Below are 18,459 nucleotides of genomic sequence, written 5' to 3'. Positions count from 1 at the left end.
TATTGATACCCGCCGGGTATCGCTGCCTACCCAGACGGTGTTGGTGGGACACCGGCGAGCGGGTCAGGATCGCAGACATGAGCGAACAGACGATCGCGCTGGTCACCGGCGCGAACAAGGGCATCGGATACGAGATCGCGGCGGCGCTCGGCGGCCTCGGCTGGCGCGTCGGCATCGGCGCCCGCGACGACCAGCGCCGGGAGGCGGCGGTGGCGAAGCTGCGCGCCGGCGGCGCGGACGCGTTCGGGGTGCCGCTCGACGTGACCGACGACGCCGGCGTCACCGCCGCCGCGGCGTTGATCGATCAGCAGGCCGGGCGCCTGGACGTTCTGGTCAACAACGCCGGCGTGACCGGAGGCATGCCGCAGGAACCCACCGCGGTGGCCCCGGCGACCGTGCGGGTCGCGGTGGAGACCAACGTCATCGGCGTCATCCGGGTGACCAACGCGATGCTGCCGCTGCTGCGCCGCTCGGCGGCGCCGCGCATCGTCAACATGTCCAGCAGCGTCGGCTCGCTGACGCGGCAGACCGACCCGCACGGCGAGACCGGCCCGATCTCCGCCGCCTACGCGGCCTCGAAGACCTTCCTGAACGCCGTCACCGTCCAGTACGCCAAGGAGCTACACGACACCCCGATTCTGATCAACGCGGCCTGCCCCGGATACACCGCGACCGACCTGAACGGTTTCCGCGGCGTGCGGACCCCCGAACAGGGCGCGGCGATCGCGGTGCGGCTCGCGACGCTGCCCGATGACGGCCCGACCGGCGGCTTCTTCGAGGATGCCGGCGTCGTCCCGTGGTGAACCGGGCCGCCGCCTAACGCACCGCCAGGAGCACCCGGTCCGACAGCACCTGCCAGATGGTGCCCGACTCGCGGAAACCGGCCTCGTCGAGCAGCGCACGATGGGTGTCGAAGCCGGGCTGTGCCTCCGGCCGCTGCTTGCCGGCGTACAGCTCGGCGCGCTCGGCGAACAGCGGCGCGAGTTCGGGCTCCGCGGCCAGCGCCGTCCACCACTGTTCCGAGGTCTCGGCGCCGCGCGCGGCGAACGCGGCATCCGTCCACTGTCCGTCGCGGGCCTGCCCGTCGAGCCGCGCGAACGTCGGATGCCTGGACCCGAAGGTCATGTGGTCGGCGTTCAGGAAGAGACCGCCCGGCCGCAGCAGCCCGCCGAGGTCCCGGTAGAGGCGGGCCAGCGACTCCAGCGGCAGCCAGTGCATCGCGGTGCTGCTGAGCACCACGTCGACCGGTGTCTCGCCCACCGCCTCCCGCCACGTGGGCGAGGCCAGGTCGGCCCGCGCCCATTGCAGCCGGCCGTCCACCGTGCCGAGCGCGCCCCGGCCGACGGCCAGCATCACCGGGTCCATGTCCATCGCGATCACCCGAGCCTGCGGGAAACGGCTCAGCAGGCGTTGACTGAGTGACCCCGGGCCGCAGGCCAGGTCCACGGCCACGAACGAGGCCGGCAGCAACTGCGCCACCACGTCGAACATGGCCGTGAAGCGGGCTTCACGCTCGGGCACGTACCCCTGCTGCTGCGCGTCCCAGCGCCGCAGCCACTGCGTCCAGTCGATCCCCATGAGCCTGTCCCCCGCTCGCGTCGTTCAGTGCGCCGGACCGTGGATGCGGCCCCGTGTCCCGGTCAACGGCCGCCCGGAGCCGCCCCAGCGTTCCTGGATCAGCTCGGCGGCGATGGAGACCGCCGTCTCTTCCGGCGTACGGGCGTGCAGGTCGAGCCCGATGGGCGAATGCAGGCGCGCCAGTTGCTCCTCGGTGACGCCCGCCGCGCGCAGTTTCGCGGCGCGGTCCTCGTGCGTACGGCGGCTGCCCATCGCGCCGACGTACCCGGCCGGCGTGCGCAGGGCGACCTCAAGCAGCGGCACGTCAAACTTCGGGTCGTGGGTGAGCACGCAGATCGCGGTCCGCTCGTCGACGGTGATCTCGTCGAGGTATTGGTGCGGCCAGCGGACCACCACCTCGTCCGCGTCGGGGAAGCGCTTGGCGGTGGCGAACACGCCGCGGGCGTCGCACACCGTGACGAAGTAGCCGAGGAACTTGCCGACCCGGGCGACCGCGGCGGCGAAGTCGATCGCGCCGAACACGATCATCCGCGGCGGCGGTGCGAAGGACTGCACGAAGACCGCGACCTCATCCCTGCGGCGCTGGCCGTGGGCGCCGTAGTGCCGCTGCCCGGTGCGGCCCTGAGCGAGCATCCCGCGCGCGTCGTCGTCGATCGCGTAGTCCAGCCCGGACGAGCCGAGCGAGCCGGAGGTGTGATCACCCCAGATCACCCGGCGCGCGCCCCGGGTCGGACCGTCGCTGGTGACGGTGGCGACGGCGACCGGCTCATGGCGCTTGACCGAGTCGGCGATCTCCGGCAATTCGGGAAATGTCCGCCGGTTCACCGCTTCCACGAAGACGTGCACGATGCCGCCACACGTGAGTCCGACCGCGAACGCATCATCGTCGCTGTAGCCGTACTCCTCGAAAAACGCCTTTCCGGTGTCGATCGCCTGGCGGGCGACCTCGAAGACGGCGCCCTCGACACATCCTCCGGAGACGCTGCCGACCACTTCGCCCCGGGCCGAGACGGCCATCGCCGCGCCCGGCTGCCGCGGCGCGCTGCGAAAGGTGTTGACCACCGTCGCCAACCCGAAGGTCTCACCGCCGTCGTACCAGTCGAGAATCGATTCGAGGACGTCACGCATCGCTGCTTTCCTCATGATGTCGGCACCAGAACGCGGATAGGTCAACAGTACGCGGCCACCGGGCCCGGCGCCGCCGCCGCGCGTACCGGACCGGCCGCGCGTACGCTCCGGGCATGGACGCGGACGGCCCCGGCATGGATGTAGTCGCGGTGGTGCTCGCGGCCGGCGGTGGACGGCGGTTCGGCATGGCCAAGGCGCTCGCGCCCTACCGTGGCCGGCCGCTCGTGCGGCACGCGGCGCAGGTCGCCCACGCCGGGGGATGCGCCCGCACCGTCGTGGTGGTCGGCGCGGAGGCCGCACGGGTGCGTGCCGCCGCGCCCGAGCTGACGTTCGTCGACAACCCGGACTGGGCCACCGGGGTCGCCTCGTCGCTGCGGGCCGGTCTGGCCGCGCTGGCCGGCACGTCGGCCGGCGCGGCACTGATGCTGCTGGTCGACATGCCCGGGGTGACGCCGGAAGCAGTCCGCCGCGTCGCCGCGCACGCCGGCCCCGGCGCGCTCGCGATGGGTGGCTACGGGCCCCGGCGCGGCCATCCGGTGCTGCTCGGCCGCGACCACTGGGCTGCGGTGGCCGCGTCCGCATCCGGTGACCACGGCGCCCGCGACTACCTGCGGCGGCATGCCGGCGAGCTGACCGTGGTCGACGTGGCGGACGTGGCGGACGACTTCGACGTCGACACCCCGGAAGCGCTGGCCCGCCACGCATGACCGGCGCGGCTGGCCGCTGTCGCGCACGGATACGGTGACGTGGTGCTGGCCCAGGAACGACTGATTCGCCGCGTCGGGCAGATGTGCCGTGCCGACCAGCGGCTTGTCGCGGCACTCACCTACGGGTCGTTCGCCCAGGGCGAGGCGGACGCCCACAGCGACATCGAGTTCTGGCTCTTCATCGAATCCCGCTGCGCCGCGACGCTGGACCGGCGCGCGTGGCTGGACGACGTGGGCGCGATACGGTTCGCTGTCGTCAACGAATTCGGCGCCCACGTGGCGTTCTTCCCGGCACTGATCCGCGGCGAATTCCACTTCGCCACCGCCGGCGACATCGCGTCGGTGGGCGCGTGGCCGGCCCGCGGCGCCCCGGCGGAGCGGATGATCATTCTGGATCGCACCGGGGAACTGCGGCGCGCCCTGGAATCCCTGCCCGCACGGCCGAAGCTTCCGGCCGCTCCCGACGAGGTCGAGGAGCTCTGCGGGAGATTCGCCAACTGGCTCGTCCTGGCGCACCATGTAGCCCGCCGCGGCGAACTCCTGCGTGCCGTCGATGCCCTAACCCACGCGCAGCGGCACCTGCTCTGGATGGCGCGGCTGGCCGAGGGCCGTACGCAGCATTGGCTCACGCCGTCGCGAAGCGCGGAGACGGACCTGCCGGGCGATGTCGCCGAAGCCCTTCACGAAACCACAACGGCCGCCGATCCGGAGACCCTGACCAGGGCCATCGGCGCTGCTTGGCGTCACGGACGGCGCCATTGGCAGCAGCTAGCCGCCCGCGGTGGACGTCCGGTCCCGGAAGCGTTTTTCCAGGATCTCGACGCGGCGATCGAGTCCCGCCACCCTGAGCCGTGAAAGATTCACTGCAACCAGGTCACTGCGTCACGGCCGGGCATGTGACCGCCCGACAGGAACGCGTCCAGCGCTTTCGCAAGCCGCTGCAGCCCGGAGGCCGTACGGGGAAAGCGTCGTCCGGATACGAGGACGATGCCGGCGTGGCTGAGTCCGTGCTGCGCCATCCGAGCGAAATCGCCGGCATTTTCAGTGACGACACAACGGTTGTTGCGCGTTGCCCAAGCCAGCACGTCGCTGTCCGATTTCGAGGCCAGGCCCACCTCGACATCAAGGACGGCCACCACATCATGACCGGAATCGCGCAGAAGCCGGGCGAGTCTGGGAGGGTACATCTCGTCCAGCAGAATGCCCGTCAGGTCATCGGCTTCTGCAGAAGCTTCTGTTGCGCTGCCCATAGCTGCTCCTCCCGCTCCGCGACTTCCTCGTTGAGGGCGATGCGCTCCTCAACCTCGCCGGGGTAAGCCGCGTAGTACCGCAGCGCAGCGCTGACCTGAGCGGCACTCAGACCCGTGACGTCGCCAAGCTCGCCGAGCAGTGCGGTCTGGCTGGCTTGCGGGCTTTCCTCACGGATGGCGTTCAACGCCGTGATGACCTCCCAGACGTCTGGTCCGCCGGACAACGCCGCCCTCCGGCCCGTGGGTCCGGAACGGAAGATGACACCTGGATGCTCATGGGACCGCAAGGCCTCGTCGACAAACATGTTGGCGACCGATGACGATGACGATCCAGGGTGTTCCCGGACGTAACGGTCGAGCCGGGACAGCACTCCTTCGTCAAACCGGACCGAACGTGGAGCAGTCATGAGCACACTTTACTACGCAGTAGTCGCGGCGACGCCGCAAATCAACGTCCCGGTCGTAGACAACGGCGTGGCCGCGGGCGTCGACGACCCGATGCACCCGGCGTCGCCAGGCCCCGGCGGACCCGGCATGATCTGCGGATGACTTCTGCTCCGGCGTCCGCGGTGCGCGCGCTGCTCGGCGCCGGCCGGCTCACCCATGTGCCGGGCGTCTGGGACCCGGCCAGTGCCCGGCTCGCGGTGCAGGCCGGGCATCAGGCCGTGTTGCTGTCCGGCGCCGCCGTCGCGGCCACCATGCTCGGCCGGCCCGACCTCGGTGTCGCCCCGGCCACCCAGATCGCCGACCGCGCCGCCACCCTCGGCCCGGCCCTGGACGGGGTACCGCTGCTGGCCGATGCCGACATCGGCTACGAGGGGCCGAGCAGCGCGGTGTGGACCGCCCTGGCCTATCAGCGGGCCGGCATCGGCGCGCTGGTGCTCGGCGACCGGCAGGGCGCGCCGACACCCGGCGACCGGCGGGGCGTGGCCGGGGCGCCTCTCGTGGAACCCCGCCCGGCCGCCGAGCGGATCTCCGCGCTCACCGGCCAGGCGCCGGACATCGCCGTCATCGCGCGCACCGACGCCTATCCGGCGGACGGGCTGGCCGAGACGGTGCTGCGCTGCCGCGCGTACGCGGCGGCGGGCGCCGACGCGATCCTGCCCGCCGGGGTCGACGATCCCGAGCATCTGGGCAGGCTGCAGGCGGCGCTGCCGGGCGTGCCTCTGGTGCTGCTCCGCTCGGAGAGCGCCGGACCCGCGCGACGCTGGGCCGACGAGGAGCTGGCCGCGCTCGGCGTGCGGCTCGTGCTGCATCCGCTCACCGCCGTGCTTGCCGCGATGCGGGCGGCCTCGCTGGCCTACCACTGCATCGCCGAGACCGGCGACACCGACCGGGTGGACCGGATGCCATGGGCCGCCTTCACCGCGCTGCTGCCGGCTGAGGGCGCGCATCCACCGGCGCCGATGCCGGTGGCCACGGTCGGCCCGGCACGGTCGCCGGGGCGTCCCGGTCCGGGCGGCGCGCACCTGCCGGGGCCGCCGGACGGCCCGCCGCGCCCGCAGGCGACAGGCACCGGGATGCCGGCCGGAGTCGAGCGCCTGGACACCTAGGTCGTGCCGGCCCGGTCGTGGCATTGCGGAGTCCGGCTCAGGGTGCGGTGTCGTCCAGGCGGGCCCGCACCTGATGCCGGTCCGGGTGCCGCAGGTCGCCGAGGATGACCAGGGCCTGCCGCCACGTCTCGCGGGCGCCCGCCGGGTCGCCCGCCGTCCGCTGCGCGTCGCCCAGCCGGGTCAGCGTGTCCGCTTCGTGGTAGCGGTTGCCGAGCTGCCGGAACAGGGCCAGCGCCCGGCGGTAGTCGCCGACGGCCGCCGCGTCGTCGCCGAGGCCGCGGTGCGCGAAACCGATGGCGCCCCACGCTCCGGCCTCGCCCGGGCGGTCGTCCAGCTCCCGGAACAGCTCCAGCGCTTCCCGGCCGGCCGCCAGTGCCGGCCGATGGTCGCCGATTCGCGCGGTGAACCAGCCGATCGCGGTGAGCGCCCGCGCCTCACCGCCGCGGTCGCCCGCCTTGCGATAGAGGTCGAGCGCCTGCTGGGCATGGTCGAGGGCGTGGTCGAGCCGGTCACGCCGTTGGAAGAGGTGACTCAGGTGGTGATGGGCGTGTGCCTGCCCGGCCAGGTCGCCGAGTGTCCCGTACTGGTCCAGGCCGTGTGTTAGCTCGCGCTCGGCGTCGTCGAACCGGCCCAGCCGGGTCCAGGTGCGGCCCAGTTGCCGGCGGGCGCGTGCCTGCATCGCGGGGTCGCCCAGCCGGACCGCCGCGGCCAGGCCGGCGCCGGTGACCGCGGCGAGATCGGCCCACTGCCGGTGGCTGCCCAGGTAGGTCTGCAGTGTCCCGGCGAGCTGCCAGGCCAGGCGGTCGAGCCCGGCCGCCGAGGCCCGCTCGACGGCGGCCAGCAGGGTGGCGCGCTCGGCGGCGAACCAGTCGTCGGCCTCGCTGACGTCGGTGAAGAAGCCCGGCGTGGTACCCGGGCGAGGGGGATCCAAGGGCATCGGATCGCGGCGCGGCGACAGCCGGCGACCGGCCGCATGCGCGGTGTGCAGGTAGTGATCGAGGACGCGCAGGAGCGCCTCATGGTGGTCCGGGTCCATGGTGACCGCGAGTTCGGAGGCGTACGCGCGGAGCAGGTCGTGGCAGGCGAAGCGCCCGGCGGGGTGTTCGCGCAGCAGCGAGGCCGCGGCCAGTTCGGCCAGCAGGGCGGACGCCTGGGGCAGCGGCAGGGCGGCGAGGCTGGCCGCTGCGGGGGCCGTGATGTCGGCGCCGGGGTGCAGGCCGAGGAGCCGGAACATGCGCCGTCCGGGCGCCGACAGGGCCAGATAGGAGTTGGCCAGCACGGCCCGTAGATCGGTGTGCGGATCGTTGCCGGCCAGCACATCCAGCAGGTTGCGTGCCCGCCCCAGTTCGTCCGCGAGATCGGACAGCGGCGATTGCGGACGCGCGGCGGCGCGGGCCGCCGCGACGGCCAGGGCGAGCGGCAGCCCCGCACAGCTTTCGATGATCTCGGAGGCGGCCCGCCATTCGCCGATCAGCCGCTCCGGCCCCAGCCTGCCGCCGAGCATCTGCGCCCCGTCGTCGGTGCTGAGCACGTCCAGGCCGAGCGTGTCCGCACCCTCGGCGGCGACCAGGCCGGTCAGCGCCTCCCTGCTGGTCACCACCACGACGCAGCCGGACGGGCCGGGCAGCAGCGGTCGCACCTGACTTTCGTCGCGGGCGTTGTCGAGCAGAATCACCATCCGGCGGCGGGCGAGTTCGGCGCGATACAGCGCCGCGCTGGCGTCCGGATCGGCCGGGATCCGGTGAGCCGGCACGTTCAGCGCGAGGAGGAGCCGGCGGATCGCGTCGTCCGGCTCCACCCTCGGCACGACCGGGTCGAAGCCGCGCAGGTTGACGTAGAGTTGACCGTCCGGGAAGCGGTCGGCGACCTGGTGCGCCCAGTGCACCGCGAGGGCCGTCTTGCCGATGCCCGCGGTGCCGCGGACGATCATCACCGCGGTGGTGCCGGCCCGGCCGTCGAGCATCGTGTCCATCCTGGTGAGTTGGGCTCGGCGGCCGACGAAGCCCCGCACGGCGAGCGGAAGCTGCGCCGGTACGCCGTCGACCCCGCCCGGCCGCGCCGCGGCGACGGATCCGGTGGAGGCGGTCTCACGCACCACGATGCGGTGGGCCCGCAACAGGTCGTCGCCGGGGCTCACACCGAGTTCGTCGGCCAGCCGCGCGCGAATACGCATGTAGCGGTCGATCGCCTCGGCCGTGCGACCGACCGCATGCAGGGCCCGGACGTGGGCGGCGGCGATCGACTCGACGAGCGGGTAGTCCTCGGTGAGCTCGGTCAGCACGGACAGCACCGAGGCGGCGTTGCCCAGTTCCAGCTCGGCCCACGCCCAGTCGGCGAAGACGCCCAGACGCTCGTGCTGCCAAGCCGAGCGCACCCGGCTGGTCCATTCGCCGGTCAGGCCGGCCAGCGGCTCACCCCGCCACAATCCGACCGCCTCGCGCAGCAACCGGGCCCGGGCCGCCGCGTCGGTCGTGAGCCGGCGCGCTCGTTCCGCCAGCCGGCGCAGCCGGTGCAGGTCGACCTGCTCGGGGTCGGCCCGCAACTCGTACCCACCGCCGCGGTGGGTCAGCGTCTCGTGGTGCTCGGTCGCCTGGCCGGCGAAGCGTAACGCGTGACGGATTCGCGACACGTGCGCACGCATCGCGGTCCGCGCGCCGTCCGGCGGGTGCGCACCCCACACCCGGTCGACCAGGGTCGCCCACGGGACCGGGCGGTTGACGTCGACCAGCAGCGCCGCCAGCACATGACTCTGGCGTGGTTGCAGCAGGTCGATCGGTTGCCGGCCGGCCCGGATCTCCACCGGGCCGAGAAGCACGAATTCGATCATGTTGGACGCCCCCCAATAAAGCGCCCCCAGAACGCTTCGCAACGTCGTGCCACAACGTTTTCACAACGTTGCGCACTATCACAATCGTCAATGCTTCGACGATTCATCCGTCGATGATGCGGGGCGATGGCCATGGCGAGCGTTATGTCCAATTTGGACCGACAAGGGCGGGCGCGCCGCTGGGTGGCCGGTGTCGCCGTCCTGGCGCTGGTCGCCGGCGGCATGCCGGCGAGTTCCAGCCCGATGTCCGCGGCGTCCGGCGGTGCGGGGGCCGACTCGGTGTCCGACGCGCCCCGGGCAACGCCGGCCAGCGCACCACCGGCCGGCTGCGTCGGGACGCCGTCGCCGCGGCAGAACGTGGTACCCCGCGACCCCGCCGCGGCGCCGTACCAGCGCGCGTTGGCCCCGGATGAGTCAGCCGTCGCAAGCTATGACGGCGCGCGCCTGATCGCCGCACCGGACGCCGTCGACGAACCCGTGACCATCGGGATCACCCCGCTGGCCGCGGGCGGGCTGCCCGAAATGGGCGACGAGCTGACCAACGTGACCGCCGGCCCGCGCAAGGGCTGGCGGTTCTCCCCGCACCCGTTCCAGTTCGCCGAGCCGGTGGAGATCCGGCTGGCGTACGACCCGAAGGCCGTCGCGCCGACCTTCAACCCGCAGGACGTCTACACGTTCTTCTACGACGAGCAGGCCGGTTGCTGGAAGGCGCTGGACCGGGTGTCGGTGGATGAGAAGACGCACGAGATCGTCTCGCGCACCGACCACTTCACCGTCATGGCCAACGCGGTGCTCAGCCTGCCGGAGAGCCCGGACATCGCATCGTTCAACCCGACCCAGATCAAGGGACTGCAGGTTGCCAGCCCGGACGACGGCATGGACCAGATCAACCCACCGGTGGCGGCCAGCGGCGGCCAGGCGGTCGTGACCTACCCGATCGAGGTGCCGCAGGGCCGTGCCGGGCTGCAACCCACGCTGGCGATCTCCTACGACTCCACCGGCGCCGACAGTTGGCTCGGGCAGGGATGGGATCTGCCGGTGCCGTCGATCTCCGTGGACACCCGGTGGGGCGTGCCCCGCTATGACGCCACCCGGGAGACCGAGACGTATCAGCTTGGCAGCGAGCAACTCGCTCCGGTGGCGCACCGCAGCACGCCCGTCGCCCGGGTCGCGGAACGGGTCTTCCACCAACGCATGGAAGGCGCTTTCACGAGGATCGTCCGGCACGGGACCAACCCGTCGACGTACTCCTGGGAGACCACCGACAAGAGCGGCCAGCACTCGTTCTACGGCGGCACCCCGGAGTCGACGCTGCGCGACGACGCCGGCCGCGTCTTCCAGTGGGCGCTGCGCGAGGTCCGCGACACCCACGGCAACATCATGCGCTTCCACACGGTGATCCAGGACGACACCGGGGTCACCGACGGCACGGTGCCCGGCCGCAACCTGTACCTCCAGAAGATCACCTACACCGGGAGCGCCGCTGCGGCCGACGGCCCGTACGCGGTGACCTTCATCCGCGACCGGGAGCTGGCGGAGCCGCGCCGCGGCGATGTGGGCATCGACGCCCGCGGCGGTTTCAAGCGGGTCACCGCGGACCTGCTGCGACGCATCGAGATCACGATGAACGACCTGCCGGTGCGCGCCTACGAGATGAACTACACCACCGGCGCATTCGACAAGACGCTGCTGGAGTCGATCACCGAGTTCGGCGAGGACAACCGTCCGTTCAACACCCACACGTTCGCCTACTACGACGACATCCGCGATTCCTCGGGGGCCTATCAGGCGTTCTCCCCCACCGGTTGGACCTCGCCGGACGACAACCTGCGCAACGCGGCCGTCGCCGCGGTCAACTCGGCCGGCGGCCAGGCCGGCGCGATCAACGCGAACACCAGCACCAGCGCCGGCGGGCACCTGTACGTCGGGGTCGGCCCGGTCGCGGCCAAGACGAATTCGGTCGGGGTGAAGACCGGCTTCAACGCCACCCGGGACACCGGCCTGCTGGCGCTGACCGACGTGGACGGGGACAACCTGCCGGACAAGGTGTTCACCTCCGGCGGCGGCGTGGTCTACCGCAAGAACCTGGCCAAGCCGGGCGGCCAGGCCCGGTTCGCGGACCAGGTGACCCCGCTGCACAACCTGCCCGGCATCATGAGCCAGCGCAGCAGTTCCTCCACCGTCGGCGTCGAGGCGTACCCGGGCGGGGTCGCCGCGCAGCTCGACCACGTGGACACCTTCACCACCAACGAACGCTACCTGTCCGACGTCAACGGCGACGGCATCACCGACCTGGTGGACGGCGGCAGCGTGCTGTTCGGCCGCATCGGGCCGGACGGCGCCCCGGTCTACGGCCTGTCCGCGCAGACGCCGGTGCCGATCGGCTCGGCCCCGGTCGACACCGACGGCCTGCTCGGCGACCTGAGCGCCGACCGGGCCCGGGAAATCGAGTCGCATCCGCTGATCGACACCCTGCGCCGCTGGGTGGCGCCCTACGACGGCACGGTCGCGGTCAGCGGCGCGGTGCGGCTGGTGGCGGACGACAGCCCGGACCGGGCCGCCTACGCCAAGGCGGACGGCGTGCGGGTCGCCGTCCAGCAGGAGGACGCCGAACTGTGGTCGGAGCTGATCGGGCCGGCCGACTACGCCGACCACACACCGACCGGTGTGGACGCGGTCACCGTGCACCGCGGCGACCGGCTCTACTTCCGCGTCCAGTCCCGCTTCGACGGCGCGTACGACCAGGTGGCCTGGGATCCGCAGGTGCGGTACACCGGCGTGCCCGCCACCACCGACGTGAACGGCCTCGACCCGTACGCCTACCGCGCCTCGGCGGACTTCACGCTCGGCGGCCGGACCGGCACGGTGACCGTCCCGGTGACCGGCACCGTCCACCTCTCCGGTGATCTGACGAAGAAGGCGGCCACCACCGACGACGTCACCGCCGTGATCACCCGTGACGGCACCACCGTGTTCACCCGCACGCTGGCCGCCGCGGACACCGGCGACCTGCCCGTCGACCTCGATCTGCCGGTGCAACAGGGGCAGAAGCTGGCCTGGCGGATCAAGGTCGACTCGCCGATCGATCTGAGCCAGGTCGACTGGACACCGCAGGCCGCATACGCCGATCCGGCAGCGGTGATCACCGCGCCGTACGACGTGGACATGTACCCGGCCGACGATCTGACCGGGCCGCAGCAGTCCTACACCGCACCGGCCGACGGCGACCTGACCGTCGCACCGTCGCTCGACTTCGACGACAGCAACCCCACCGCCCGGGTGGTGTTCACGGTCAAGAGCCGCGACCGGCTGCTGGCCAAGACGGCCATGCCTGTCGACCAGCCGCTGACCGTGCCGGTCACCGCCGGCGACGAACTGTTCTTCGACTTCAGCACCCTCGACCCCGGCCTGGCCGCGCACGTCACCGGGCATTCGGTGCAGGTCGGTTTCGATCCCGCGGAGCTCACCCCCGCTCCGGACGCGTTGCACAGCGCCGCCGCCGAGGGCGCCTTCCCGGAGCCGTACCGGGGCTGGGGCGCGATCGGATACAACGGCAACGGCGACCGGGCCGGCCAGCCGGTCAAGCAGACCGATCTGGTGATCGACGAGTCGTACAAGGACCAGCTCCCCGACCACGTCGACCCGCAGGCGCAGAAGGACGACTTCGCGGCCGATCCGAAGGTCACGCCGCCGAACGCCGTGCCGTACATGCCGGACCCCGCCGACGACCGCTGGGGCAGCGACAACAACACCTGGGTGGGGCGCACCACGGTCAGCAGCTCCCGGCTCGGCACCACTGCCATCGTGGTGCCCACCGCATCCGACTTCGCCACGGTGACCGCCGTGCCGCGGATGTCCCGGTCCACCCAGATCTCGCTCACCGGCGGGGTCAGCCTGCCGGTCGGGTCGCTGGGCGGCAGCATCGCCACCGGTGACAGCACGGCCGACACGGACTACCTCGACCTCAACGGCGACGGTTTCCCGGACGTCATCGGCGCCTCCGGCGTGCAGTACACCGTGCCGACCGGCGAACTCGGCACCGACCGTGCGGCACTGCCCGGCAGGACCGTGCGCCGCACCGGCACGGTGGCCGGCAACGCCAACGCCGGCAGCGCGGCCCGCACCATCACCACCGGCCACGGCGATGCCGCCCCGCCGGCTGACATCACCGCCAACACCGCCGTCTCGGGCAACGACATGCCCCCGCTCGGGGTGGGCGGCAATCTGGGCAGCGGCACCTCGGACACCGCGTTCGACCTGCTGGACATCAACGGCGACGCGCTGCCCGACCGGGTGTACGCGGACGGCCGCGCCGCGCTCAACCTGGGCTACCGGTTCGCCGCGCCGGAACCGTGGCCGGGCGGCAAGCTCAACGACGGCCAGACCACCAACGCCGGGGCCAACATCGGCTTCAACACCGACTTCTACGGCTTCGCCGGCGGCGCCTCGTTCAGCGTGGGACACAGCTCCACCAAGGCCAGCCTGGTCGACGTCAACGGCGACGGCCTGGCCGACCGGGTGTTCGAGGGCAACCCGGTCCGGGTCGCCATCAACACCGGCAGCGGGTTCGCCGCACCGCAGCCGTTCCTGGGCGGCGCGGCGGGCGTCAACGACGATGCCAACGCCGAACTCGGCGGCGGGGCGTACGTCGAGTTCAGCGCCTGCTTCCTGATCTTCTTCGGCGGCTGCATCATCACCAACCCGGGCGCCAACTTCTCCACCGGGATCGGTCGCACCGAGCAGGCCCTGCGCGACATCAACGGTGACGGCTTCGCCGACCAGCTCCGCTCGACGAGCGACGACCACCTGTCGGTGGCCGAGAACCAGACCGGCCGGACCAACCTGCTCAAGGCCGTGAGCCGTCCCCTCGGCGCACGGATCGACCTGGACTACACGCGCGACGGCAACACGTACGACCAGCCGCAGTCGCGCTTCGTGCTCTCGAAGGCCGCACTGTCCGACGGGCACAGCGGAGACGGCGTCGACGCGCAGGTCACCACCTTCCGCTACGGCGGCGGCGTCTACGACCGGCTGGAACGCGAATTCCGCGGTTACCACAGCGTGGTCAGCGAGCAGCGCGATCAGGCCGGCCAGGTCTACCGCAGCACCACCACCGAGTACGACACCACCAGCCACTACACGCGCGGTCTGGTCACCCGCACCAGGATCGCCGACGGCGACGGCAAGGCGTTCACCGAGTCGGTCAACAGCTACCAGCTCATCGACGTGAACACCTCCGCCGTGGCGGACCCGGCGAGCACCACCGCGGTGATCTTCCCGCAGTTGGTGCGCACCGACCAGCGCTACTTCGAGGGTCAGGACACTCCCGGCAAGACGACGTCGGTGCAGATGAGCTACGACGACGTCGGCAATCTGATCCGCTCCTACGACTCGGCGGACACCGGCACCGCCGACGACGTCGAGACGAAGATCCGTTACACCGCGGAGGACACCGCCTGCCGCACCAGCGGCGTCGTCGGCAAGGCCAAGGCGATGGACGTCCGCGGCGGAGGCACCCTGCTGCGACACAGCGAGTCGACGATCGACTGCGCCACCGGCGACGTGAAGCAGCAGCGCGAGTCGCTTGCCAACGGCACCGTGGCGACCACCGACGTGACGTACTTCGCCAACGGCAACGTGCAGTCGGTCACCGAGCCGCCGAACGCCGGACGCCAGCGCTACAAGGTGACCTACGAGTACGACCCGGCACTGGCCACCCACGTCACCGCGGTCACCGACAGCTTCGGCCTGCGGTCCACCACCAGTTACAACCTCAAGTACGGGCTGCCGGAGACCATCACCGACACCAACGGGCAGCAGACCCGCACCCTGTACGACCAGCAGGGCCGCGTCGACACCGTCACCGGGCCGTACGAGATGGCGGCCAACCACCCGACCGTCGACATCGAGTACCACCCCGAGGCGGTCGTCCCGTACGCGATCACCCGCAACGTCGACCGCAACGCCGACGGCAGCTTCCGCACCAACTCCATCGACACCATCACGTTCACCGACGGACTGGGCCGGGTGATTCAGTCCAAGAAGGACGCCACCCTGGACGGCGTCGAGGCGATGACCGTCTCCGGCCATGTCGAGTACGACTTCGCCGGACGCGTGGTCGCGAGCTCGTACCCGGTGACCGAGGCCAAGGGTCCGCTCAGTACCCGGTTCACCACCAAGATCGACCCGGTGACACCGACCCGGACCAGCTACGACGTGCTGGACCGGGCCACCCGCACGGTGCTTCCGGACGGCGCCGCGACCTCGGCCGCGTACGGCTTCGGGCTTGACCGCGACGGGATCACCCAGTTCACCACCGCGGTCACCGACGCCAACGGCGCGACCACGCGCACCTACACCGACGTCGACTTCCGCTCGACGGCTGTCAAACAGCCCAACGACGCGTGGACCAGCTACGCCTACGACCCGCTGGGGCAGATCACCACGGTCGTCGACGACCACCGCAACATCACCCGGGCGACGTACGACAATCTCGGCCGTCGCACCTCGGTGGCCACGCCGGACACCGGCACCACGCAGAGCGAGTATGACCTGGCCGGCAACCTCACCAAGCGGGTCACCGCCAACCTGGCGGCGAAGCGTAAGGCCATCAAGTACGACTACGACTTCGACCGCCTGACCGCGGTCAGCTACCCGACGACCCCGGACGCCAACGTCACGTACACCTACGGCGCGCCGGGCGCGGCGGGTAACGCGGCGGGCCGCATCACGTCGGTGCGTGACGCGGCGGGCACGGTGACGCGCGCGTACGGCCCGCTGGGCGAGACGACCGCCGAGACACGGACTGTGGCGAACGGCATCGCCAAGGCCACATCGTTCACCACCCGGTACCAGTACGACACCTGGAACCGGATGCAGACCATGACCTACCCCGACGGGGAGGTCCTGACCTACCACTACGACAACGGCGGACAGGTCGACGCGGCAAGCGGCGTCAAGGGCAGCACCACCTATCCGTACGTGACCGCGCTGAACTACGACAAGTTCGGCCAGCGGATCCAACTGCGCACCGGCAACGGCGTCACCACGAACTACACCTACGACGCCACCGACCGGCGGCTGGCGACGCTGCAGGCGGCGCAGGCCAACGGCACCACGTTCCAGCAGATGACGTACGCCTACGACGACGTCGGCAACGTCACCGGCATCACCGAGGGCGCTGCCGCGGTCGGCGGGCAGGGCGGCCCGAGCAGCCAGTCCTTCGGATACGACACGCTGAACCGGCTGACCTCGTCGGCCGGCGAATACCACCCCGCGTCCGGGCTGAGAGATCAGTACACGCTGGACCTCACTTACGACAGCCTCGGCGATGTCACCGCCAAGAACCAGACCCACGACCTGGTCACGGCGGACGGCACGGCGACACCCGATCGGGACACCAGCTACCAGTACGCGTACGCCTACGGCGGCACGCAGCCGCACGCGCCCACCTCGGTCGGCCCCTTCACGTTCCGCTACGACGCGGACGGCAACTTGGTGACCCGCACCGGGCCGGACAAGGAGAAGCTGCAACTCACCTACGACGACGCCGACCAACTCGTCTGCAGTGACAGCGGCTCGGGCCACCACGTCGCCGACACCACCGAGCTGGTCTCGCTGGACCTGACCGGCGGCTCGTCCTGCGACACGTCGTACGTCTACGGCGAGGACGGCCAGCGGGTCGTGAAGGACGGCGGCTCGAACGACGTCACGGTGTATCCCAGCGAGAGCTACACGCTGCGCAACAAGACCGCCTACAAGCACGTCTTCCTCGGCGACACGCGGCTGGTGTCCCAGCTCGTGCAGACGAACGGCTCGGTGGAGAACAACCAGTTCTACTTCTCGACCGATCATCTGGGTTCCACCGCCTACGGCACCGACGGCGCCGGGAAGGTGGTCGAGCACGACAAGTACCTCCCGTCCGGTGAGGCATGGGCGAACGAGAAGACCACCGCGGCGCCCAGCCCGTACGGCTTCAACGGCAAGGAACTGGACACCGAGACCGGGTTGTACTACTACGGATCCCGCTACTACGACCCGCGCACCACCTTGTGGCAGTCCGCCGACCCGTCCCTGCCGGACTATCTGGACGGCGAACCCGCGGGTGGTGTCGGCAACCCGGGCAACCTGTCGGCCTACACCTACACCGCCGACAACCCCGTCCGATACACCGATCCCGACGGCCGCTGGTTCAACATCGCCATCGGTGCGGCCATCGGCGCCGCCATCAGCGCGGGCGTCGAAGGGTACAGCCAATATCGGGCCGGCGAGTTCAGCGCCCGGCGGCTGATCGGCGCCGCCGCGGGCGGCGCGGTCTCCGGCGCCGTCACCGGCGCGACGCTCGGCACCGGCCTGCTCGCGGAGGCCGCCGTGGCCGCCGGCGGCAGCGCCGCCGAGGGCGTCGTCACCCGGGCGATCGATGGCGATCCGCAGTCGATCGGTGCCATCGCCTCGGACGCCGGCAAGGGACTCCTGGGACTCGGCGGGGCAAAGGTCGGCGCCAAGATCGTCAAGGCGGCGCGCGGCGCGCTCGGCAAGGCCGAGTCGTCGGCTGCGGCGGCGGCCAAGGCGGAGACGACCGCCGCCAAGGCGGAGGCGTCTGCGGCCGAGGATGCGGCGGCCAAGCAGCCGAAGGACTCTCTGTCGCCCTGCAACTCGTTCGCCGGGGACACCCTGGTGCTGCGCGGCGACGGCAGCACGGTGCGAATCTCCGAGTTGCAGCCCGGGGACACCGTCGTGGCCACCGACCCGATCACCGGCAAGACCTCGGTGCGGGAGGTCACGCTCCGGCACGTCAACCGCGACATCGACCTGACCGACGTGACGGTGGCCGACAAGGACGGGCACGCCACGGTCATCCACACCACCCAGCATCACCCCTTCTGGGACGCCTCCCGCCGGGCCTGGGTGGACGCCTACGACCTGCGCGCGGGCGAGCGCCTGCGCACGACGGGCGTACCGGCCGTGACGATCACGACGGTGCGGAACTTCACCGCCCCGCGGACCATGTTCAACCTGACCGTGGACACCGTCCACACGTACTATGTGCTCGCCGGCGCGGTGGCGGTGCTGGTCCACAACGCGGGCGGCGCCGGGCCGTGCAAGGTCGGGCAGCAGGGCGAAGCCAGTGCCGGCATCGTGAAGAACAACGCCAAGATCAAGGTCAATGGCCGGGTCCGGAAGCCGGATGAGCTGACGAGCACGACCATCGGCGAGGTGAAGAACGTCAAATACCAGTACCTCTCCCGGCAGCTCAAGGACTACCTGGCCTACGCGCAGAAGAACAAGCTGAAGATGGTTCTGTACGTCCGCAAAGGCGACGGAACCGCGTTCTCCCCCCAGCTCAAGGCCCTGGAGGATGCCGGCAAGATCATCGTGAAGAGAGTGCTCTGAACCAGCACGGGAGGACCGGCAGC

Annotated in this window: 11 protein-coding genes; 6 read left to right on the top strand and 5 right to left on the bottom strand. The window is 71.3% G+C overall.

Annotated features, from left to right (window positions below):
• The first annotated feature begins 77 nt into the window (after positions 1–77).
• On the top strand, positions 78–803 hold the full coding sequence (locus IEY73_RS03655; protein WP_189077529.1) for an SDR family oxidoreductase: 726 nt from the start codon (positions 78–80) through the stop codon (positions 801–803).
• Between the two features lie 13 nt (positions 804–816).
• Here the strand turns inward: IEY73_RS03655 and IEY73_RS03650 are convergent, their stop codons facing one another.
• Positions 817–1,578, bottom strand: a complete 762-nt coding sequence (locus IEY73_RS03650) for a class I SAM-dependent methyltransferase (protein ID WP_189077528.1) — start codon at positions 1,576–1,578, stop codon at positions 817–819.
• Positions 1,579–1,602: 24 nt separating this feature from the next.
• Positions 1,603–2,706: an XdhC family protein gene (locus IEY73_RS03645; RefSeq protein WP_189077527.1), complete on the bottom strand. Its 1,104-nt coding sequence runs from the start codon at positions 2,704–2,706 to the stop codon at positions 1,603–1,605.
• Between the two features lie 113 nt (positions 2,707–2,819).
• Here IEY73_RS03645 and IEY73_RS03640 point away from each other — a divergent pair, with 113 nt between their 5' ends.
• Together IEY73_RS03640 and IEY73_RS03635 are read left to right on the top strand one after the other, a co-directional pair.
• Positions 2,820–3,413: a nucleotidyltransferase family protein gene (locus tag IEY73_RS03640; RefSeq protein WP_229715443.1), complete on the top strand. Its 594-nt coding sequence runs from the start codon at positions 2,820–2,822 to the stop codon at positions 3,411–3,413.
• 39 nt (positions 3,414–3,452) lie between these two features.
• Positions 3,453–4,268, top strand: coding sequence for a nucleotidyltransferase domain-containing protein (locus IEY73_RS03635; RefSeq protein WP_189077526.1), 816 nt, complete (start codon positions 3,453–3,455; stop codon positions 4,266–4,268).
• A gap of 5 nt (positions 4,269–4,273) precedes the next feature.
• Here the strand turns inward: IEY73_RS03635 and IEY73_RS03630 are convergent, their stop codons facing one another.
• Positions 4,274–4,663 (bottom strand): DUF5615 family PIN-like protein, encoded by a 390-nt coding sequence (locus IEY73_RS03630; protein ID WP_189077525.1) that lies wholly within the window; start codon positions 4,661–4,663, stop codon positions 4,274–4,276.
• Positions 4,621–5,070 carry a hypothetical protein gene (locus tag IEY73_RS03625; protein ID WP_189077524.1) on the bottom strand — a complete coding sequence of 150 codons (450 nt, stop codon included), beginning with the start codon at positions 5,068–5,070 and terminating at the stop codon, positions 4,621–4,623. Before IEY73_RS03625 ends, IEY73_RS03630 begins: the two co-directional genes overlap by 43 nt.
• Here IEY73_RS03625 and IEY73_RS03620 point away from each other — a divergent pair.
• Together IEY73_RS03620 and IEY73_RS03615 are read left to right on the top strand one after the other, a co-directional pair.
• Positions 5,069–5,212, top strand: a complete 144-nt coding sequence (locus IEY73_RS03620; protein ID WP_189077523.1) for a hypothetical protein — start codon at positions 5,069–5,071, stop codon at positions 5,210–5,212. The two genes, IEY73_RS03625 and IEY73_RS03620, sit on opposite strands and share 2 nt — an antisense overlap.
• On the top strand, positions 5,209–6,216 hold the full coding sequence (locus IEY73_RS03615) for an isocitrate lyase/PEP mutase family protein (RefSeq protein ID WP_189077522.1): 1,008 nt from the start codon (positions 5,209–5,211) through the stop codon (positions 6,214–6,216). The genes IEY73_RS03620 and IEY73_RS03615 overlap by 4 nt, the downstream gene beginning before the upstream one ends.
• Positions 6,217–6,253: 37 nt before the next feature.
• Here the strand turns inward: IEY73_RS03615 and IEY73_RS03610 are convergent, their stop codons facing one another.
• Entirely contained in the window at positions 6,254–9,043 is a 2,790-nt protein-coding gene (locus IEY73_RS03610) for an AfsR/SARP family transcriptional regulator (protein WP_189077521.1), read from the bottom strand.
• A gap of 144 nt (positions 9,044–9,187) precedes the next feature.
• Here IEY73_RS03610 and IEY73_RS03605 point away from each other — a divergent pair, with 144 nt between their 5' ends.
• A complete protein-coding gene (locus IEY73_RS03605) occupies positions 9,188–18,436 on the top strand; it encodes a SpvB/TcaC N-terminal domain-containing protein (protein ID WP_189077520.1) in 9,249 nt (3,082 codons plus the stop codon).
• The last annotated feature ends 23 nt before the right edge of the window (positions 18,437–18,459 follow it).

It is taken from the genome of Mangrovihabitans endophyticus (assembly GCF_014646155.1).
Taxonomy (GTDB): Bacteria; Actinomycetota; Actinomycetes; order Mycobacteriales; family Micromonosporaceae; genus Actinoplanes; species Actinoplanes endophyticus.
This window is presented reverse-complemented; position numbering and strand designations above follow the sequence as displayed.